A 20,123-nucleotide genomic window follows, 5' to 3' on the forward strand; every position below is an offset into this window, starting at 1 on the left:
AACGTCGTCGCCAATAGACGTCTTGCGACATAAGGCCAATCAATGCCGACTAACGGACAGCAGCAGCTTGAACGACGCATTCCCGACCTGGTGCAGTTGCCCCGGCCGCTGTACGCCCGTGTCGAAAGCTTGAGTGCAGGGTCGTGGACGCAGGCCCATCGTCATGACTGGGTGCAATTTTCCTACGCCATCAGTGGCGTGCTCGGCGTGCACACCGCGGCCGGCAGTTTCTTCGCGCCCCCTCAACGGGGGATCTGGATTCCCGCTGACCTGGAGCATCAGGTCGTGACCTCTACCCGGGCGGAAATGCGCAGCCTGTATGTCCGTCGCGAAGCCTGCCCGTGGGCGGATGAGCGTTGCCGGGTGCTGCAAGTCACGCCACTGGCGCGGGAGCTGATCAAGGTCTTCTGTCAGTTTCCGGCCGATTACCCGCAGGGAGAAAGCCAGGAAGAACGGCTGGTGCAAGTGCTGCTGGACCAGTTGGCAACGCTGCCGGAGGTGGGCTTTTCCCTGCCGTTGCCTCGGCATGCCCGCTTGCTGGAACTGTGCAACGAACTGATCGCCCGGCCTGAGCAGAGCGTCACCCTGCAAGCCTGGGCGGAGCGCCTGGGGACATCACAAAAGACCCTGATGCGTTTGTTCCAGCGCGAGACCGGTCTGAGCTTTCGCGCCTGGCGCCAGCGCATGCGTTTGTTATCGTCGCTGGGGGCGCTGGAGGAGGGCGAGAGCGTGACCAGCACGGCATTGTCCTGTGGGTACGATTCGACGTCGGCCTTCATCGCGGCGTTCAAGGGGATGTTTGGTTTTACCCCGGGAGAGCTGTTCAAGCACTGAGTACCCGTCAGCGCTTGTCGCAAAATACCGGTGCATTCAATTCCCTACGCCACGGCCGGTCTCGGCTATGATTCGGCTCGGTCTATCCACCCCGGCACAGTGTGTGCATTGCCGGTTCATAGGTCGGCAACCCCTCCCCGTGGAGGAAGGATTGCCGTATAACGACTGTCATTCGCGTGTTCGGTAATAAAGGACCCACAATAAAAGCTGATGAAGACTCCAAAACGCATTGAACCCCTGATCGAGGACGGTCTGGTCGACGAGGTGCTGCGGCCACTCATGAGTGGTAAAGAAGCAGCTGTTTATGTGGTGCGCTGTGGCAAAGAGCTGCGTTGCGCCAAGGTCTACAAGGAGGCGAACAAGCGCAGTTTTCGTCAGGCGGCCGAATACCAGGAAGGCCGCAAGGTCCGCAACAGCCGCCAGGCCCGGGCCATGGCCAAAGGCTCGAAGTTCGGGCGCAAGGAAACCGAAGACGCCTGGCAGAACGCCGAAGTGGCGGCGCTGTTCCGCCTGGCCAACGCTGGGGTGCGCGTGCCCAAGCCGTACGACTTCCTTGAAGGCGTATTGCTGATGGAATTGGTGGCCGACGAATACGGCGATGCAGCCCCGCGCCTGAACGACGTGGTGCTGGAGCCGGACCAGGCGCGGGAATACCACGCGTTCCTGATTTCCCAGATCGTGCTGATGCTGTGTACCGGTCTGGTGCACGGTGACCTGTCGGAGTTCAACGTGCTGCTCACACCGGATGGCCCGGTGATCATCGACCTGCCGCAGGCGGTGGATGCCGCGGGGAACAACCACGCGTTCAGCATGCTGGAGCGGGACGTGGGCAACATGGCGTCCTACTTCGGCCGGTTTGCCCCGGAACTCAAGCGCACCCGGTACGCAAAAGAGATGTGGAAGCTTTACGAAGCCGGCAGCTTGCACCCGGCCAGCGTGTTGACCGGTGAGTTCGATGAGCCGCAATCGCTGGCGGATGTCGGCGGGGTCATGCGCGAGATCGAAGCCGCCCGCCGCGACGAAGAACGCCGCCAGGCGATGCGCGCCGCCGACGACGCCCCGCCCGGCAAGACCGAAGAACCCCCGCCGCCGTGGATGCAGTGAGCGATTGAGGAAAACCCGGCCCGGGTCGTAATGCTGTTCACTTAAGGAAAACGATGAACCCGTGGCGAGGGAGCTTGCTCCCGCTAGGCTGCGTAGCAGCCTTTTTTGTGAGCGCTTCGCACTCAAGCGGGAGCAAGCTCCCTCGCCACGGGTTTGTCGACAGCCTTAAGTAACTAGCATTACGACCCGGGCCGGTTTTTTGTTGGCACTCCACACTCAACCCACAGGGCGGAGGTTGGGGTCAGCTCTGGCAACACCCCGACGCCAGTTCCTTGAGGATCGGGCAGTCCGGGCGATGGTCGCCATGGCAATGCTCCACCAGGTCTTGCAGGGTGTCGCGCAGCTCGGCCAGTTCGCGGATCTTCTGGTTCAGTTCGTCAATGTGTTGCCGGGCCAGGGCCTTGACGTCGGCGCTGGCCCGCTGGCGGTCTTGCCAGAGGGTCAGCAGTTTGCTGACCTCTTCCAAGGAAAACCCCAGGTCCCGGGAGCGCTTGATGAAGGCCAGGGTGTGCAGGTCGTCTGCACTGTAGATCCGATAGCCACTGTCGGTGCGATGGGCCGCCTTGAGCAAACCGATGGACTCGTAATAGCGGATCATTTTCGCGCTCAGGCCGCTTTGGCGGGCCGCTTGGCCGATGTTCATCGCTTGTCCTCCAATTGCTCGGGTGTCCAGAACTTCAACAGTAACGCATTGCTCACGACGCTGACGCTCGACAGCGCCATGGCCGCGCCGGCCAGCACCGGGTTGAGCAGGCCGAAGGCGGCCAGGGGAATACCGACCAGGTTATAGACGAACGCCCAGAACAGGTTCTGGCGGATCTTGGCGTAGGTCTTGCGGCTGATGTCCAACGCCGCCGGCACCAGTCGTGGGTCGCCGCGCATCAAGGTGATGCCGGCGGCATGCATCGCCACGTCGGTGCCGCCGCCCATGGCGATGCCGATGTCCGCCGCCGCCAGGGCCGGGGCATCGTTGATCCCATCGCCGACCATGGCCACCACCGCGTTTTTCTTCAGTTCGAGCACCGTGGCGGATTTGTCACCTGGCAGCACCTCGGCATGCACGTGAGTGATCCCCAATGCTTCGCCCACTACCCGGGCGCTGCCACGGTTGTCGCCAGTGAGCAGATGGCTGCCGATGTGCCGTGCGTTCAGCGCCTGCACGGCCGCGAGAGCGCCGGGCTTGAGGGTGTCGCCAAAGGCGAACAGGCCCAGCACCCGAGGTGGTGTGTCTTGTTCGATCAACCAGGACAAGGTGCGGCCTTCGGCTTCCCAGGCCTGTGCCGACTCGGCCAGCGTGCCGGGGGCCAGGCCCAGTTCGTCGAGCAAGCGCCGATTGCCCAGCGCCAGGCGGCGACCTTCAAGGCTGCCGGCGATGCCGCGCCCGGCCAGCGCTTGGCTGTCGCTGATCGGCGGTACCTCAAGACCACGATCGGTGCAGGCGTCCAGCACGGCCTTGGCGAGGGGATGTTCGCTGCCACGTTGCAGCGCACCGGCCATCTGCAGCAGGGCGTCCGCGTTATCGTCCAGGGCTTTCAGGTGAGCGATGCGTGGCGTGCCGGAGGTCAAGGTGCCGGTCTTGTCGAACACCACCGTGTCGACTTCATGGGCACGTTCGAGTGCTTCGGCGTCCTTGATCAGGATCCCGTGGCGTGCGGCCACGCCCGTACCGGCCATGATCGCCGTCGGCGTCGCCAGGCCCAGGGCGCAGGGACAGGCGATCACCAGTACGGCGACAGCGTTGATCAAGGCGGTTTCCAAGGGGGCGCCGTACAGCCACCAGCCGATCAGCGTCGCCAGCGCCAGGACCAGCACCGCCGGCACGAAAACCTGGCTGACTTTATCCACCAGTTTCTGGATCGGAGCCTTGGCCGCCTGGGCGTCCTCCACCAGGCGGATAATGCGCGCCAGGACGGTCTCGGTGCCCAGCGCCAGGGTACGCACCAGCAGCCGACCTTCGCCGTTGATCGCCCCCCCGGTGACCTTGTCGCCAGGCTGCTTGGGCACCGGCAGGCTTTCACCGCTGATCAGCGCTTCGTCGGCGTGGCTCTGGCCCTCGACGACTTCACCGTCTACCGCAAAGCGCTCGCCAGGCTTGACCAGTACCAGGTCGCCCAGGCGCAGGGCGCTGATGGCAACGTCCCGTTCCTGGCCATCGATCACTTGGATCGCCCGTTCCGGCCGCAGGGCTTCGAGGGCGCGGATGGCACTGGCGGTTTGTCGCTTGGCGCGGCTTTCCAGGTATTTGCCCAGCAGGACCAAGGCGATCACCACGGCCGACGCTTCGAAGTACAGGTGCGGCATGCTGCCTGGACGGGCGATGGCCCATTCATAGACGCTCAGGCCGTAACCGGCGCTGGTGCCCAGGGCCACCAGCAGATCCATGTTGCCGGCCCCGGCGCGTACGGCCTTGAACGCGGCGAGGTAGAAGCGTGCCCCGAAGATGAATTGCACCGGCGTCGCCAGGACGAACTGCACCCAGGCCGGCAGCATCCAGTGCACGCCAAAGGGTTGCAACAGCATCGGCACCACCAGTGGCAGGGACAATACGATCGCCAACACCAGGGCCAGGCGTTCGCGGCCCAGGCGGGTGTCCCGGTCGTCGTGGGCTTGCTCGGCCTGCCAGACGCTGGCGTCGTAGCCGGCACGCTTGACGGCATCGACCAGGGTTTGCGGATCGACCTGGCCGAGCAATTCCAAATGTGCCCGTTCGTTGGCGAGGTTGACGCTGACGCTGCGCACGCCGTTGATTTTGCCCAGGGCACGTTCGACCCTGCCGACGCAGGAGGCGCAGGTCATGCCTTCGATGTTCAGCTCAAGGGTTTGCACGGGGACGCTGTAGCCGGCTTGCTCGACGGCTTGCACCAGGGCGGGCAGGCTGTCTGCCGGGGCTTGTACCCGCGCCTGTTCGGTGGCCAGGTTCACACTGACGGCTTGGGCGCCAGTGACCTTGCTCAAGGCTCGCTCGACCCGGCCAGCGCAACTGGCGCAAGTCATGCCGGCAATCGGCAGGTCGAAAGTGCTGGATTCGGACATCGCTCAGGCTCCCTGTAGTGGATGACCACAGGATCAACCTTGCCATGCTGGCAAGGTCAAGCGCCAATCAAAAAGCCTGCGAATCCCTGACGGTGGGGGACTGGCTTTGTGGGAGCAAAGCTTGCTCGCGATCCAGGCGCCGCAATCATTCAGAAACGGTGGCGCTTTCATCGCGGGCAAGCCTTGCTCCCACAAGGCTTTGAGCTGTGCAAGGTTTGCTTTGACAGGGATCTAAACGGTATCAGTAACCCAGCCCGGCCGGCTTGAGATACAGGCCTTGTTCATTCATGGCAATGCGGAACTTCAGGATGTCCCCCGCCTTGAGCGTGATGTCCTGGGAACCGGGTGCGAGCATGCCGGGGTTGCAACCGGGCGCCTGGCCCGGCAGCAACTTCAGGCGCAGGGAAAACCGGCCTGCCGGCAAGTTGAAAGAGGTGCTTGTCTCCTGGAACAGCCGGGCCGAGAGCTGGTCCTGGATATAGATGCCGATTTCGCAATTGGTCGCCACTTCCAGGCGCTCGCGAGAAATGATCAGCACGCCATAGTCTTCGCCAGCGGCCGATGCCTGGGGGACTGTCGCTGAAAAACCAAGCATGCAAAACAGGCAGAACGCTGACCAGCGCATGGCTGAACCTCCGGTGTGAAATCCTCGATGTGTGCAGCTTGGCCGAGCGCGGCGGCGATTTCCAGCCCGGCAGTTATCGGCAGAACTTGACCTTGCCATGATGGTAAGCCTGAAGCTGCCGGCAACCTCACTCACCAGGAGTTATCCCATGCAAACATTCAATGTCCAGGGCATGTCCTGCGGGCACTGCGTCAAAGCCATCACCCAGGCCGTACAGACCCGGGATCCGGCGGCTCAGGTGCAGGTCGACCTGGGCGCCAGGACAGTGCAGGTGCAGAGTTCGTTGTCTACGGATGCGGTGGCCGAAATCATCAAGGAAGAGGGCTACGAGGTCAGCCCCGCCTGAAAACTTTTAATAGTTAGCGACCTATCGGAATGTTCAAGCGCGCCCGGCCCGGCTAGACTGTCGGGCTGGCGACAGACGCCTGACCAGGACGCGCAATGAACCTCCGAACCCTTCTGATTCTTGGCGCCTTGAGCGCTTTCGGTCCCTTGGCGATCGACTTCTACCTGCCCGCTTTTCCGGCCATGGCGAGCGCTTTCGGCACCGATGAAAAACACATCCAACTGACCCTGGCGGCGTATTTCCTGGGGTTGTCTCTCGGGCAACTGGCCTATGGGCCGGTGGCGGACCGCTTCGGGCGTCGCATTCCGTTGTTGGTCGGGGTCGGTTTGTTCACCGTGGCGTCCCTGGCCTGCGCCTACGCGCCGAGTCTTGAATGGCTGATCGGCGCCCGCTTCGTCCAGGCCCTGGGGGGATGCGCGGGGATGGTGATTTCCCGCGCCGTGGTCAGCGACAAGTGTGATGCGGTGGGTTCGGCCAAAGTATTTTCCCAGTTGATGCTGGTGATGGGCCTGGCGCCGATCCTCGCGCCGATGCTCGGTGGCGTGCTGGTGAACCTGCACGGCTGGCAATCGATCTTCGTCGGCTTGACCTTGTTCAGTGCGCTGGTTTCCACGGCGGTCGCCCTGTGGCTGCCGGAAAGCCTGCCGGCCCATGTGCCGCGCCAGCCGTTGTCCGGCGCTTTGCGCCAATACGGCCGTCTGCTGACCGACTCGGTGTTCCTCGGTCATGCCTTCACCGGAGGCATCGCAATGGCCGGGATGTTTGCCTACATCGCCGGTTCGCCTTTCGTATTCATCAAACTCTACGGCGTTGCGGCCGAGCACTTCGGCTGGCTGTTCGGTGCCAACGCGGCGGGCTTCATCCTGGTGGCGCAGGTCAACGCCCGCTTGTTGTCCAAGCGTGGCCCGGCGTTCCTGCTGGCTCGCGCGGTGTGGGTCTACTGGATTGCCGGGTTGAGCTTGCTGGCTGTCAGCGCGTTGCATCCGGCGCAGCTGTGGCCGTTGTTGATTCCGCTGTTCATCTGCATCGCCAGCCTGGGCTGCATCATCCCCAATGCGTCGGCTTGCGCCATGAACGGGCAGGGCGCCCGCGCCGGCAGCGCTTCGGCGATGCTTGGGTGCTTGCAGTTCTCGGTGGCCGCCGGGGCTGCGGCGTTGGTGGCGGCGCTGCACGACGGCACCGCCGTGCCGATGGCCATGGTCATCAGCCTGTGTGGATTATTGGTGGTGAGCGCAGCGATGCTGACCCGCCGTCGGCAAAATGAACGGGCGCTGGCCCAGGCCCGCCGCCAGGGCTGACTCAGCCGGCGGCTCGCTGTTGTTCGGGGAAATGATGGGGCGCGTGGATCCGCGCTTGCAGGGTGGTGGCGAAGGCCTTGGCCTCGGCTTCGGTGCGGAATGTGACAGCATGCTGGTCAAGGCGCACCTGCCATTGGGATTTTGCCACTTCTTTTATCAGGATCTTCATTGCTGACCTCCTCACGTAAAAGATTGCGTTGCAAAGGCCTGGAGTGTAGACCGGAATGCGATCGCAATTGTGACAAGGGGTAATTCTCGGACTGACGGCATGGTTTTTTTGCGGGGCGAGCTTTGCTCCCACAAGAGCCAGGCCTTCTACGCAGGTCAGAAACCTTCGAGCCCAATCTTGCCTTGGACTTGCTGCCTACACCGTCGAGGCAACGCAATATCCGCTCTCGACGGGGCCCGGCCATTAGTCGCGTGCAAATAGAGACTTTTCCCTCACGAACAATCGCCTCCAAAGGTTTCCGGAGGACAGGCAACCGTGATCGCCCCGCTTATACTAGCGGCCGCCTGCGCCAGAGCAGTGGACGAATGATTCAACAGGGAGTGAATACATGGAACATGCACCTTGCATCAGCCAGATTGCCACGCTGCTGGCTGACCCCAAGCGCAGTGCGATGATGTGGGCCTTGATGGACGGCACGGCCCGGCAGGCCGAGGAACTGGCGTTGCTCGCCGGACTGTCGCCATCCTCGGCCAGCGCGCACTTGGGGCGACTGTCCGCCGGAGGCCTGTTGAAAGTCGAAATCCGCGGCCGCAAACGGTTTTTCCGCCTGGCGGCACCTGAAATCGGCGCCGCCGTCGAAGCCCTGGCCAGTGCGACCCTGGCCAGCGCACCGCGAAAGCTACCGACTGCCTTCAAGCGCGGTGCCCTGCCGACCAAGGCGCCCTCGGCCCCTGCATCATTGATCCGGGCCAGGCTGTGCGACGATCACCTGGGGGGCACATTGGCCGCCGATCTGTACCAGCATTTGCTGGATGCAGGGTGGATCGAGCAGTGCGAGCAGCGGGTGATCGTCACTCACAAGGGCGCCAGCCAGTTGGCTGGACGTGGCCTGTTCATCCAGGCGCTGGCCCATCGCAACGCCCGCATTGCCTGCGCCTGCCTGGACTGGAGCGAGCGTCGTCCGCACCTGGGCGGTGCGCTGGGGGCCGCGCTGCTGCAACTGTTCATGCAGTCCGGCTGGCTGAGCCTGCCCAACGATTCGCGAGCTGTGCAGGTGACGGTGCTCGGCCAACAGGAAATCCACCGCTTCGCCGAGCAGGAAACCGTGGAAATGGCCTTCTAATACGTCGCTGCGGGCTGCCGGCAGGTCGTATTCAGCCATCGCCCCCTGCGAGGTTCGCGCACACTCGCCCTTGGGATTATCGGAGGGGGATTGTGCATGGACATTCACGGCTACAGTGCGGCTGAACGCTTGGAACGGCTGCCGATCAGCGGCTACCACCGGGTCATTTTCATCATCATCGCCCTGGCGTTTTTCTTCGACTCCATGGACCTGGCGATGATGACGTTCCTGCTGGGCTCGATCAAAACCGAGTTCGGCTTGAGCACGGCCCAGGCGGGTTTGCTGGCCAGTTCGAGTTTCTTCGGCATGGTGCTGGGCGCTTCGCTGTCGGGCATGCTGGCCGATCGTTTCGGTCGCAAACCGGTGTTCCAGTGGAGCATCGTGCTGTGGGGCGTTGCCAGTTACCTGTGTTCCACCGCCCAGGACATCGAGGCGCTGACGCTGTTTCGCATCTTGCTGGGCATTGGCATGGGCATGGAGTTCCCCATTGCCCAGTCGATGCTCTCGGAACTGATCCCGGCCAAGCGCCGAGGCCGCTACATTGCGCTGATGGACGGCTTCTGGCCGCTGGGTTTCGTGGCGGCGGGCGTGTTGTCGTACTTCCTGCTGCCGGTGATCGGCTGGCGCGACATCTTCCTGGTGCTGGCGGTGCCGGCGGTGTTCGTCCTGGCGATTCGCTTTTTTATCCCCGAGTCGCCGCGATGGCTGGAACAGGCCGGGCGAGCGGAGGACGCGGACGCCGTGCTCAAGCGCATCGAAGACAAGGTCAAGGTCTCGCTGGGGCGTGGGGATTTGCCGCAGCCGATCCGGTTGCCACGGCTGGCGAGTACGCCGGGCAATTTCTTTTCGGCCCTGGCGCAGATCTGGTCGCCGGTGTATCGCCAGCGCACCCTGATGATCTGGAGCGTCTGGTTCTTTGCCTTGCTGGGCTTCTACGGCCTGACGTCCTGGCTCAGCGCCTTGTTGCAACAATCGGGGTTCGCCGTGACCCAGTCGGTCTACTACACGGTATTGATTTCCCTGGGCGGGATTCCCGGCTTCCTGATGGCGGCCTGGCTGGTGGAGCGATGGGGACGTAAACCGGTGTGTGTCATCACGCTGCTGGGCGGCGGCGCAATGGCGTTTCTCTACGGCCAGAGCGCGGTGTTCGGCGGCAACGTCGGCTTGCTGATCGGCACCGGGTTGTTGATGCAGTTTTTCCTGTTCGGCATGTGGGCGGTACTCTACACCTACACGCCGGAGCTCTACCCCACCTCAGCCCGGGCCACGGGCTCGGGTTTTGCCTCGGCGATTGGCCGTATCGGTTCGCTGCTCGGTCCGTTGGTCACCGGACTGGTGTTCCCCGTCACCGGGCAAGGCGGCGTGTTCGCCCTGGGCGCGCTGTGCTTCGCCGTGGCGGCGGGTGTGGTCTGGTTGTTCGGGATGGAGACGCGGGGCAAGACGCTGGAGGAGTTGAGCGAAGGAAGCGTGCAATAAAGCACCCTGTGGCGAGGGCGCTTGCTCCCGTTGGGCCGGTCCGCGTTCGGGCTTGGCAGCCCCATCGTCCAACTGGGCTCCTCGATGCGAGCGCTTCGCGCTCGAACGGGAGCAAGCTTCCTCGCCACAGATGCTCTCAGTGAAGAGAGCATTCCCGCCACTAGGCTTAAGGCTTGACCAACCGCGCATCCAGGCTGTTCTGCGCCAGGCGCTTGGCCTGGTCCTGGGTCATGCCCAAGTGGGTGTACAGCGCGTGGAAGTTCTCGGTGACATAACCACCAAAGTACGCCGGGTCGTCAGAGTTCACCGTCACTTTCACACCGCGTTCGAGCATGTCGAGGATGTTGTGCTGCGACATGTCGTCGAACACGCACAGCTTGGTGTTGGACAACGGACACACCGTCAACGGGATCTGCTCGTCGATGATCCGCTGCATCAGCCGCTCGTCTTCGATGGCGCGCACGCCATGGTCGATGCGCTGGATCTTCAGCAGGTCCAGGGCTTCCCAGATGTACTCGGGCGGACCTTCTTCACCCGCGTGGGCGACCGTCAGGAAGCCTTCGTGGCGCGCGCGGTCGAAGACCCGTTGGAATTTGCTCGGCGGATGCCCCATCTCTGAACTGTCCAGCCCCACCGCCACGAAGGCATCGCGAAATGGCAACGCCTGGTCGAGGGTTTTCTGTGCCTGTTCTTCGCTCAGGTGACGCAAGAAGCTCAGGATCAGGCCGCTGGTGATGCCCAATTGCTGCTCGCCGTCCTTGAGCGCGGCGGCGATGCCGTTGAGCACCACTTCGAACGGGATGCCGCGGTCAGTGTGGGTCTGTGGGTCGAAGAACGGTTCGGTGTGAATCACGTTCTGTGCCTTGCAGCGCAACAGGTAAGCCCAGGTCAGGTCATAGAAATCCTGGGAGGTGCGCAGCACATCGGCACCTTGGTAATAGAGGTCGAGAAATTCCTGCAGGTTGTTGAAGGCGTAGGCCGCGCGCAGGGTTTCCACGTCGTTCCAGGGTAGGGCGATCTTGTTGCGCTCGGCGAGGGCGAACAGCAGTTCAGGTTCCAGCGAGCCTTCCAGGTGCAGGTGCAATTCAGCCTTGGGCAGGGCGTTCAGCCAGTCGTACATAGTCTTTTCTCATCCGAAAATCGATGGCGGGCATTCTACAGGGGCTGGCCGCAATGTCTGGTAAAACCTGACCGACTGATCCACTCGCACGCGCAAGCGGAGGAAACGTTCGCAGCCCCCCACAGTCTAGTAGCTCATGACCTGACTCTTGATTAAAGGTGTGCGGTGTCCGCGCTGATCAAGCAAGAAAAGTGGCTGGTGCTGACGCTGCTCGTCGCGTTTGCCGCTTATCCATTGGAACATTGGCTGTTGGGCAATGGGCAGACGGTAGCGTTGCTCCCACAGGGGGCGGGTTGGCGTTAGATACCCGCGATCAACGCCCTGGCCGCCTGGCTGTGATCGGCCATCAAGCCCTTCAGGTCCAACCCCTCGACCTTTCCGTCGATGACCCGCCATTGTCCACCGACCATCACCCGATCCGCCCGATCGGCACCGCACAGCAGCAGCGCCGAGATCGGGTCGTGGCTGCCGGAGAAGCGCAATTCATCGAGCTTGAACAACGCCAGGTCTGCCTGTTTGCTCACGGCCAGTTCGCCGATATCACTGCGCCCGAGCAGTTGCGCCGAGCCTTGGGTCGCCCAGCCCAGCACGCGCTCCGGTGTGATCGTCTGCGCGCCGTAGCGCAGGCGCTGGAGATACAGCGCTTGGCGGGTTTCGAGGATCATGTTCGAAGCGTCGTTGGACGCCGAACCGTCTACGCCCAAGCCCACGGGCGCGCCGGCGGCGGTCAGGTCCAGGGTGGGGCAGATACCCGAGGCCAGGCGCATGTTGGAACTCGGACAATGGCAGATGCCGGTGCCGGCGGCGCCGAGACGGGCGATTTCGTCGGGGTTGAAATGAATGCCGTGGGCCAGCCAGGTGCGTGGGCCGAGCCAACCGACGCTGTCTAGGTAATCCACGGTGCGCAGGCCGAAGCGTTGCAGGCAGAAGTCTTCTTCGTCGAGGGTTTCGGCCAGGTGGGTGTGCAGGCGTACGTCGAGCTTTTCCGCCAGTTCGGCGCTGGCGCGCATGATCTGCGGCGTCACCGAAAACGGTGAGCACGGCGCCAGGGCAATCTGTATCTGCGCGCCGTCGCCGCGCTCATGGTATTGGCTCACCAAGCGTTGGCTGTCGTCGAGAATGACCTGGCCCTGCTGCACAGTCTGCTGGGGCGGCAAGCCACCGTCGGCCTCGCCCAGGCTCATGGATCCGCGGGTCAGCATCGCCCGCATGCCCAGTTCGCGAACACTGTGCACCTGCACGTCGATGGCGTTTTCCAGGCCTTCGGGAAACAGGTAATGGTGGTCGGCGGCCGTGGTGCAGCCTGACAGCAGCAGCTCGGCCAACGCCACTTTGCTCGCCAGGGCAAGTTTCTCCGGGGTCAGCCGTGCCCACACCGGATAGAGGGTCTTGAGCCACGGGAACAACGGCTGGTTCACCACCGGCGCCCAGGCACGGGTCAAGGTTTGGTAGAAGTGATGATGGGTGTTGATCAATCCCGGCAGGATCACATGCTCGCGCGCGTCGAACAGTTTGTCGCATGGCAGGGCAGGTTGCTGGCCGAGGCTCAGCAACTCGACGATCACACCGTCCTGCAGGACGAGCCCACCGCGGGCATCGAGGTCGTTGGCGGTGAAGATGGCGAGGGGATTTTTTAACCAGGTACGGGTCGCAGGCATGGTCGCCGGCTCCTCTGAAAGTGGGTTCAGGTTAGCCAGCTCAGTGATGCCCTGTCTGCTGATCCAGGGTCGCCGCGAAGGGCGAGGTTTGGAGTTTACTCAGGTTGCCGGGCACATTTCCAGGGCCCGATTGAGATCCAATTGTGGGAGCGAGCCTGCTCGCGATGGCGGTATTTCAGTCGACATCCATGCTGGATGTAAAACCGCTATCGCGAGCAAGCCCGCTCCCACAGGGATAGTCGTGTCTACCAGGTAATCGTCTCGCCCCGGTAGTTGACGAAATGATGCCCACCCTTGCTCGCAAATGCGTTGACCTGGTCAATCAGCCCACGGGTACTGGTCTCGATATCGATGTCCGCGCCTTCGCCGCCCATGTCGGTCTTCACCCAGCCCGGATGCAGCGACAGCACCGTCAATGACTGCTCGCCCAACTGGCTGACGAAGCTGTTGGTCATGGAGTTCAGCGCGGCCTTGCTCGCCTTGTACAGCGCCAGTTCTGGCGCGTCGGGCATGGTCACGCTGCCCAGCACTGAACTCATGAACGCCAGCACGCCGCTGCCATCGCGGATCTGCCCGACGAAACGCTGGGCCAGGTTGATCGGGGCGACGGCGTTGGTGAAGAACAACTGGCCGACTTCGGCGAGCGTCGCGCCGCCCGGGCTCTGGTTCTCCGGACCCTTGACCCCTGCATTGACGAACAGCAGGTCGAAGGTTTCATCCTTGAGCTTCTGGCTCAGGGCGATGACGGCTTGCTGATCGTCCATGTCGAGCCTTTCGATCCGTACCGGTCCCAGCGCCGTCAATGCCTCGGCGTTTTGCGGGTTGCGCACGGTGGCGGTCACGTTCCAGCCATCGCTGAGCAGCGTCTTTACCAGCCCAAGGCCCAAGCCCCGGGAGGCGCCGATGATCAAAGCGTTTCTTGCCGAATTCATGAAGGGCATCCTTGAAAGAAAAGGGTCACGGATTTACAGGACAACACTGCCCGAGCCAACGGCGCGTGTCACGACTGACGGCGCAGGGCTGGGCGGGTTCTCCAATGGGCATATTCGGATTCCGAGGGTTGACCTTAGAGCATACTCCAGGCTTTAACCTCCTGGCTCCTCGATTATCTGGAGCAATGCCCATGTGGACCCCCATGCAATATCGTCGACTGGTGCGCGGCAGCGCCTGGTATGACCTGATCGTGACCGCTGCATTTGCCACGCCCTGGAGTTTCGCCGCGCTGCACGGCTTCTTGACGAGCACCACCCGGCTCCTCGACCTGCCGGGCGAGCTGCCGCCGTTTGCGCCGGCGCACCTGTTGATGGCGAACCTGCTGGGTTCGATCGTTTGTGTGTGGGCGGTGTTGCGCATCCGCGATCCACGGTCGGTGTATGGACGCTACGATGCAATGGGGCGGTTTCTGTTCGCGACTTGGCAGCTTTATGCGCTGCTCCATGGGGCGTCTGCCGTGTTGTGGCTTTTCCTGTGCTTCGAATTGGCGTGGGGTCTCATGCAGGCCCTGCCCATCCGTGATGAGCAAACCCCCTCTCGGCCAGGCACGCAGCGCTCGTCATTGGCTGGTTAAAAAATGAACACCGGGCTGTGGGCCGTGCCGTTCTTGGGGCGGCGTCAGCCATGAACGGGTTATCCACAGGTTGCTCCACAGTAATTGTGCGCAAGCCAGAAACCCGGGCATAAGGAGTGCGCGGCTTTCTTCTAAAGGCGATAAACCGTTGCAAGCGCTTGTTTTGTGAGTGGATTTATCAGGAAGGCAACGCTTTGGATGAAAAATGACCAGTACGCTCAAACCCGCATGACAGAAGGGTTGCAAGGGAATGTACTCAGGTTATCCACAGCCGGGTGCACAGTGGATGTGGGCAACTGTCACCGCGTGAGCGGGATTATCGTTCCAACTGAATCCGCCCGCGACTCAGGTCGGCGAGCTGCCTGTTCAGCTTGTCGATCTGTGCTTCACCCACGGCCAATTCCAAAGCCACGCCGTTGGCGGTGAACGCTTCCATCGTCACCAGGCCACCGCTTTCGGCAACCCGCAGCTTGACCAGGGCCAGCTCGGCGAACCCGCAGGTACAGCGCAATGCCACGCGGCTGATCAGCTCGATTTTCTCGGCCTGTTGCAGGCATTTGTTCGCGCCGCCGCCATACGCTCGCGCCAGTCCACCCGTGCCCAGTTGAATGCCGCCATACCAACGGATCACCAGCACCGCGACCTGATCGCAGGCCTGGGCTTCGATGGCCGCCAGGATCGGTCGTCCGGCGGTGCCACCCGGTTCGCCATCGTCGTTGCTGCGGTATTGGTCACCCAGTTTCCAGGCCCAGCAATTGTGCGAGGCGTTCAAGTCGCTGTGCTGTTCGATGAAGGCCTGGGCGTCGGCCGGGCTGCCGATGGGGGCGGCGAGGGTGATGAAGCGGCTTTTGCGAATCTCTTCGCGGTATTCGCAAAGGCCGGCAAGGGTAAAAGGCATTGGGATCCTACAGCACGGGTGTCAGGCCGCAGCCCTTGAGAATGATGCGGATAAGGTTGTCGCCGGCATCGAGCATGTCTTGCTTGGTCAACTTGCTGCGACCGGTCACGCGGCAGATCTGCGTGGCGAAGTCGGCGTAATGCTGGGTGCTGCCCCACAACAGGAAAATCAGGTGCACCGGGTCGACCGGGTCCATCTTGCCAGCGTCGATCCAGGCCTGGAACACCGCCGCGCGCCCCTTGAACCAGGCGCGATAATCCTGGTTGAAATACTCCGTCAGGCATTCGCCCCCGCTGATCACTTCCATGGCGAAGAGCCGCGAGGCCTGGGGCTGGCGACGGGAGAACTCCATCTTGGCGCGGATGTAGCGAGTCAGCGCTTGCGCCGGGTCGTCTTCGGCGGTCAGGGTGTTGAAGGTGCTGTCCCACAATTCGATGATGTTGCTCAGTACCGCCACGTACAAGCCGAGCTTGTTGGTGAAGTAATAATGCAGGTTCGCCTTGGGCAGCCCCGCCTTCAAGGCGATGGTGTTCATGCTGGTGCCCTTGAATCCGTGACGAGCGAATTCATCTTCGGCGGCCTTGAGGATGGTCTCTTCGTTCTGTTGACGAATGCGGCCAGTGGACTTGCCACCGTGGGCAGGAACTTCAAAGGTCATGGGCATTTCCGGGCTGGGTCTGTAGGGACAAGCAGATGCGTTGATAGCGTACCGGCAGCGATCCGACAAGTGCCGCTTCTATATAAAGCCGATTTGCACACCTGGGGTGCATCAACGAGTCGCCGCCAGGCTCTCGAGAAAGCTTTCCAGCACCAAATGAGGGCGGCGCCCCTTGCGCGTGACCGAGGCCAGGCTCAGATCATAGAAACGCGCCCCAGGCTTCAAGGCCCGCAGCCGGCCTTGCTGGACCCAGAGGCTGGCGTAGTGATCGGGCAGGTAACCGATATAGCGTCCGGTGAGAATCAGGAAAGCCATGCCTTCGCGATCCGATGCGCTGGCGGTGCAGTTGAGGGCCTGGTAATGCGCCTGGATCTCGGCCGGCAGGCGGAACGTCGGCGCGATGGCGTCCTGGCGGTTGAGGCGGTCATCGTCCAGTTTCTGGTCATCCACGTAGAACAACGGATGTCCGACCGCGCAATACAGCAATGACCGTTCGCTGTAGAGCGGTTGATATTCCAGGCCGGACAAGGCGCTGGCCTGGGGCACCACGCCGACATGCAGTCGGCCATCGAGCACGCCTTGCTCGACTTCGTTGGGGGCGATCATGCGAATCTGGATCTGCACGTCGGGGCCGCGCTCCTTCAACTGAGCCAGGGCGTGAGTGATGCGCATGTGGGGCAGGGTGACCAGGTTGTCGGTCAGGCCAATGGTCAACTCGCCCCGCAAATGCTGGTGCAGCCCATTGACCTCGGTGCGAAAACTTTCCAGGGCGCTCAATAACTGCAACGCCGACTGGTAAACCTCTCGACCTTCCTCCGTCAGGGAAAAACCTGCCCGCCCACGCTGGCACAGGCGCAAACCCAAGCGTTGCTCCAGATCGCTCATCTGCTGGCTGATGGCTGAACGACCGATGCCCAGCACGGTTTCCGCTGCAGAGAAACCGCCGCACTCCACTACGCTGCGGAAAATGCGCAACAGGCGGATATCAAAGTCGCTGACTTGGGCCAGCGGATCGGGACGGCGAACGCTCATAGTTTAGTGATCCGCTGACTGAAGGTTAGAAAAGTTGGATTTCACCGACTTTATCGCCGTGGCAACTTAGCTGCAAGAACGCTTTTGACCCACGCCATTCATGATCCTGCGAGGTTTTGTCGATGAACATGCCCGAACACGCGGCCAACTCCCTGGCCAGCCAGCTCAAGCTTGATGCCCACTGGATGCCTTACACCGCCAACCGTAACTTCCAGCGCGACCCACGCCTGATCGTTGCCGCCGAAGGCAGCTGGCTGGTCGATGACAAAGGGCGCAAAGTATATGACTCGCTGTCGGGCCTGTGGACCTGTGGCGCCGGGCACACTCGCAAGGAGATCCAGGAAGCAGTCGCCAAGCAATTGGGCACCCTGGATTATTCGCCGGGCTTCCAGTACGGCCACCCGCTGTCCTTCCAGCTGGCGGAAAAAATCACCAGCCTGACCCCGGGCAATCTCAACCATGTGTTCTTCACCGACTCCGGTTCCGAGTGCGCCGACACGGCGGTGAAGATGGTTCGCGCCTACTGGCGCCTCAAGGGGCAGTCCACCAAGACCAAGATGATTGGTCGTGCTCGTGGCTATCACGGCGTGAACATCGCCGGTACCAGCCTGGGGGGTGTCAACGGCAACCGGAAGCTGTTCGGGCAGGCGATGATGGACGTCGATCATTTGCCCCACACCTTGCTGGCCAGCAATGCCTATTCCCGTGGCATGCCGAAAGAGGGCGGGATCGCCCTGGCCGATGAGCTGTTGAAGCTGATCGAGCTGCATGATGCGTCCAATATCGCCGCCGTATTCGTTGAGCCGCTGGCCGGGTCGGCGGGTGTGCTGGTTCCGCCTGAGGGCTACCTCAAGCGCCTGCGGGAAATTTGCGACCAGCACAATATCCTGCTGGTGTTCGACGAGGTGATCACCGGTTTCGGCCGCACCGGTTCGATGTTCGGCGCCGAAAGCTTCGGTGTCACCCCTGACCTTATGTGCATCGCCAAGCAAGTTACCAACGGTGCGATCCCCATGGGCGCGGTGATCGCCAGCTCCGAGATCTACCAGACCTTCATGAACCAACCGACGCCCGAGTACGCGGTGGAGTTTCCCCACGGCTACACCTACTCGGCCCACCCGGTGGCCTGCGCGGCTGGCCTGGCAGCACTGGACCTGCTGCAGAAGGAAAACCTGGTGCAAAGCGTGGCCGAAGTCGCCCCGCACTTCGAGAGTGCCCTGCATGGCCTGAAGGGGTCGAAGAACGTCATCGACATCCGCAACTTCGGCCTGGCCGGCGCGATCCAGATCGCGCCGCGTGATGGCGATGCGATCGTGCGTCCGTTCGAGGCCGGCATGGCTTTGTGGAAAGCCGGGTTCTATGTGCGTTTCGGCGGTGACACCCTGCAGTTCGGCCCAACGTTCAACAGCAAGCCACAAGACCTGGATCGTCTGTTCGACGCGGTCGGTGAAGTGCTGAACAAGCTCGACTGACGTTTCTTCTTTTTAGCGTTCAATGACAGGCGTCCGGCTCCGGGCGCCTGCGGATAAATTCTGGAGTTTCCTCATGAGTCTCATCCCGCATTTGATCAATGGCGAGTTGTTGAGTGACAGCGCCCGTACGGCTGATGTGTTCAACCCGTCCACCGGCCAGGCGATCCATAAAGTGCCATTGGCCGATCGCACAACGATCCAGCAGGCCATCGACGCCGCCGCTGCGGCATTCCCTGCCTGGCGCAAGACGCCAGCGGCCAAGCGCGCGCAGGTGATGTTTCGTTTCAAGCAATTGCTGGAGCAGAACGAGGCGCGTATTGCCCAACTGATCAGCGAGGAACACGGCAAGACCCTGGAAGATGCGGCCGGTGAACTCAAGCGTGGTATCGAGAACGTCGAGTTCGCCTGCGCAGCGCCAGAAATTCTCAAGGGTGAGTACAGCCGCAACGTCGGCCCGAACATTGATGCGTGGTCGGATTTCCAGCCCCTGGGCGTGGTGGCGGGCATCACCCCGTTCAACTTCCCGGCGATGGTACCGCTGTGGATGTACCCACTGGCGATCGTCTGCGGTAACTGCTTCATCCTCAAACCGTCCGAGCGCGATCCGAGCTCGACGTTGCTGATCGCCCAATTGCTGTTGGAAGCCGGGTTGCCCAAGGGCGTATTGAGTGTGGTGCATGGCGACAAGGCTGCAGTGGATGCGCTGATCGAAGCACCGGAAGTCAAGGCACTGAGTTTTGTCGGCTCGACGCCGATCGCCGAGTACATCTATGCCGAGGGCACCCGTCGCGGCAAGCGCGTCCAGGCATTGGGCGGGGCTAAGAACCACGCGGTATTGATGCCGGATGCCGACCTGGACAACGCCGTCAACGCACTGATGGGGGCGGCGTATGGTTCCTGCGGCGAGCGTTGCATGGCGATCTCGGTGGCGGTGTGTGTCGGCGACCAGGTGGCCGATGCTCTGGTAAGCAAGCTGGTGCCAAACATCAAGGCCCTGAAGATCGGCGCTGGCACATCGTGCGGGCTGGACATGGGGCCGCTGGTGACTGGTCAGCATCGGGACAAGGTCAGTGGCTATATAGAAGATGGCGTGGCGGCGGGTGCTTCGCTGGTCGTCGATGGCCGTGGCTTGAGCGTGACCGGGCACGAAGAGGGCTTCTTCCTGGGTGGCTGCCTCTTTGACCGCGTGACCCCCGAGATGCGTATCTATAAAGAAGAGATCTTCGGGCCGGTGTTGTGCATTGTCCGGGTCAACAGCCTGGAAGAGGCGATGCAACTGATCAATGATCACGAGTATGGCAATGGCACCTGCATCTTTACCCGCGATGGCGAGGCTGCGCGGTTGTTCTGCGACGAGATTGAAGTGGGCATGGTCGGGGTCAACGTTCCATTGCCGGTGCCAGTGGCGTATCACAGCTTTGGTGGTTGGAAGCGGTCGCTGTTCGGTGACCTGCACGCCTATGGTCCGGACGGGGTGCGTTTCTATACTCGTCGCAAGGCCATCACCCAGCGCTGGCCGCAACGCGCTACCCACGAGGCTTCGCAGTTCGCTTTCCCTAGCTTGTAATGAATGAACAAAGAGGCCGGCACCCTGGTGCCGGCCTCTTTGTTTTCGGGGGCTTTTGACCGATGTGACAGAAATATGAAAAAAAGGTGTTGACGGCAGATTCTGGATCTCTATAATTCGCCCCACTTCCGGCGCAGTCGAAG

General features: G+C 62.2%; 19 protein-coding genes. 9 read left to right on the top strand and 10 right to left on the bottom strand.

Translation table 11 applies throughout. The features are described from left to right. Positions 1-42: 42 nt before the first annotated feature. The gene (locus ACODSJ_RS10445; RefSeq protein ID WP_489101652.1) at positions 43-834 is read left to right on the top strand and encodes an AraC family transcriptional regulator; all 792 of its coding nucleotides are present in this window, start codon (positions 43-45) and stop codon (positions 832-834) included. Between the two features lie 210 nt (positions 835-1,044). Then, positions 1,045-1,938 carry a PA4780 family RIO1-like protein kinase gene (locus ACODSJ_RS10450; protein ID WP_489101653.1) on the top strand — a complete coding sequence of 298 codons (894 nt, stop codon included), beginning with the start codon at positions 1,045-1,047 and terminating at the stop codon, positions 1,936-1,938. Positions 1,939-2,179: 241 nt separating this feature from the next. On the opposite strand, the gene cueR is transcribed toward ACODSJ_RS10450, so the two are convergent. The 3 genes from cueR to ACODSJ_RS10465 form a co-directional block, all read right to left on the bottom strand. After that, positions 2,180-2,581: a Cu(I)-responsive transcriptional regulator gene (cueR, locus tag ACODSJ_RS10455; RefSeq protein ID WP_489101654.1), complete on the bottom strand. Its 402-nt coding sequence runs from the start codon at positions 2,579-2,581 to the stop codon at positions 2,180-2,182. Further along, positions 2,578-4,971 carry a heavy metal translocating P-type ATPase gene (locus tag ACODSJ_RS10460; protein WP_489101655.1) on the bottom strand — a complete coding sequence of 798 codons (2,394 nt, stop codon included), beginning with the start codon at positions 4,969-4,971 and terminating at the stop codon, positions 2,578-2,580. The genes cueR and ACODSJ_RS10460 overlap by 4 nt, the downstream gene beginning before the upstream one ends. 241 nt (positions 4,972-5,212) lie before the next feature. Next, positions 5,213-5,596: a hypothetical protein gene (locus tag ACODSJ_RS10465; RefSeq protein ID WP_489101656.1), complete on the bottom strand. Its 384-nt coding sequence runs from the start codon at positions 5,594-5,596 to the stop codon at positions 5,213-5,215. Between the two features lie 148 nt (positions 5,597-5,744). On the opposite strand from ACODSJ_RS10465, the gene ACODSJ_RS10470 reads away from it, so the two are divergent. Together ACODSJ_RS10470 and ACODSJ_RS10475 are read left to right on the top strand one after the other, a co-directional pair. After that, on the top strand, positions 5,745-5,942 hold the full coding sequence (locus ACODSJ_RS10470; RefSeq protein WP_489101657.1) for a heavy-metal-associated domain-containing protein: 198 nt from the start codon (positions 5,745-5,747) through the stop codon (positions 5,940-5,942). A 95-nt stretch (positions 5,943-6,037) separates the two neighbouring features. Continuing rightward, the gene (locus ACODSJ_RS10475) at positions 6,038-7,240 is read left to right on the top strand and encodes a multidrug effflux MFS transporter (protein WP_489101658.1); all 1,203 of its coding nucleotides are present in this window, start codon (positions 6,038-6,040) and stop codon (positions 7,238-7,240) included. Between the two features lies 1 nt (position 7,241). Here ACODSJ_RS10475 and ACODSJ_RS10480 read toward each other — a convergent pair whose 3' ends face one another. Beyond that, complete coding sequence (locus tag ACODSJ_RS10480) at positions 7,242-7,409, bottom strand: hypothetical protein (protein WP_489101659.1); 168 nt, start codon at positions 7,407-7,409, stop codon at positions 7,242-7,244. 388 nt (positions 7,410-7,797) lie between these two features. Between ACODSJ_RS10480 and ACODSJ_RS10485 the strand changes: the two genes are divergently transcribed. Both ACODSJ_RS10485 and ACODSJ_RS10490 read left to right on the top strand, forming a co-directional pair. After that, the gene (locus ACODSJ_RS10485; protein ID WP_489101660.1) at positions 7,798-8,532 is read left to right on the top strand and encodes an ArsR/SmtB family transcription factor; all 735 of its coding nucleotides are present in this window, start codon (positions 7,798-7,800) and stop codon (positions 8,530-8,532) included. Positions 8,533-8,628: 96 nt separating this feature from the next. Continuing rightward, positions 8,629-10,008 carry an MFS transporter gene (locus ACODSJ_RS10490; RefSeq protein ID WP_489101661.1) on the top strand — a complete coding sequence of 460 codons (1,380 nt, stop codon included), beginning with the start codon at positions 8,629-8,631 and terminating at the stop codon, positions 10,006-10,008. A 166-nt stretch (positions 10,009-10,174) separates the two neighbouring features. Here ACODSJ_RS10490 and ACODSJ_RS10495 read toward each other — a convergent pair whose 3' ends face one another. The 3 genes from ACODSJ_RS10495 to ACODSJ_RS10505 all read right to left on the bottom strand — a co-directional run bounded on the left by ACODSJ_RS10495 (position 10,175) and on the right by ACODSJ_RS10505 (position 13,718). Next, positions 10,175-11,128 carry an adenosine deaminase gene (locus ACODSJ_RS10495; protein ID WP_489101662.1) on the bottom strand — a complete coding sequence of 318 codons (954 nt, stop codon included), beginning with the start codon at positions 11,126-11,128 and terminating at the stop codon, positions 10,175-10,177. 299 nt (positions 11,129-11,427) lie between these two features. Further along, positions 11,428-12,786, bottom strand: coding sequence for an 8-oxoguanine deaminase (locus ACODSJ_RS10500; RefSeq protein ID WP_489101663.1), 1,359 nt, complete (start codon positions 12,784-12,786; stop codon positions 11,428-11,430). Positions 12,787-13,031: 245 nt separating this feature from the next. Next, positions 13,032-13,718 carry an SDR family oxidoreductase gene (locus tag ACODSJ_RS10505; RefSeq protein WP_489101664.1) on the bottom strand — a complete coding sequence of 229 codons (687 nt, stop codon included), beginning with the start codon at positions 13,716-13,718 and terminating at the stop codon, positions 13,032-13,034. Positions 13,719-13,909: 191 nt separating this feature from the next. Here ACODSJ_RS10505 and ACODSJ_RS10510 point away from each other — a divergent pair, with 191 nt between their 5' ends. After that, positions 13,910-14,353 (top strand): hypothetical protein, encoded by a 444-nt coding sequence (locus ACODSJ_RS10510; RefSeq protein WP_489101665.1) that lies wholly within the window; start codon positions 13,910-13,912, stop codon positions 14,351-14,353. Between the two features lie 316 nt (positions 14,354-14,669). Here ACODSJ_RS10510 and ACODSJ_RS10515 read toward each other — a convergent pair whose 3' ends face one another. The 3 genes from ACODSJ_RS10515 to ACODSJ_RS10525 all read right to left on the bottom strand — a co-directional run bounded on the left by ACODSJ_RS10515 (position 14,670) and on the right by ACODSJ_RS10525 (position 16,941). Then, the gene (locus tag ACODSJ_RS10515; RefSeq protein ID WP_489101666.1) at positions 14,670-15,251 is read right to left on the bottom strand and encodes an IMPACT family protein; all 582 of its coding nucleotides are present in this window, start codon (positions 15,249-15,251) and stop codon (positions 14,670-14,672) included. 7 nt (positions 15,252-15,258) lie between these two features. Continuing rightward, entirely contained in the window at positions 15,259-15,909 is a 651-nt protein-coding gene (locus tag ACODSJ_RS10520) for a TetR/AcrR family transcriptional regulator (protein WP_489101667.1), read from the bottom strand. A gap of 111 nt (positions 15,910-16,020) precedes the next feature. Continuing rightward, positions 16,021-16,941 carry a LysR family transcriptional regulator gene (locus ACODSJ_RS10525; RefSeq protein ID WP_489101668.1) on the bottom strand — a complete coding sequence of 307 codons (921 nt, stop codon included), beginning with the start codon at positions 16,939-16,941 and terminating at the stop codon, positions 16,021-16,023. Between the two features lie 122 nt (positions 16,942-17,063). On the opposite strand from ACODSJ_RS10525, the gene aptA reads away from it, so the two are divergent. Further along, positions 17,064-18,413 (top strand): omega-aminotransferase AptA, encoded by a 1,350-nt coding sequence (gene aptA, locus ACODSJ_RS10530; protein ID WP_489101669.1) that lies wholly within the window; start codon positions 17,064-17,066, stop codon positions 18,411-18,413. A 73-nt stretch (positions 18,414-18,486) separates the two neighbouring features. Then, a complete protein-coding gene (locus ACODSJ_RS10535; protein WP_489101670.1) occupies positions 18,487-19,980 on the top strand; it encodes a CoA-acylating methylmalonate-semialdehyde dehydrogenase in 1,494 nt (497 codons plus the stop codon). Positions 19,981-20,123: the final 143 nt, after the last annotated feature.

This window comes from Pseudomonas sp. FG6 (assembly GCF_057809015.1).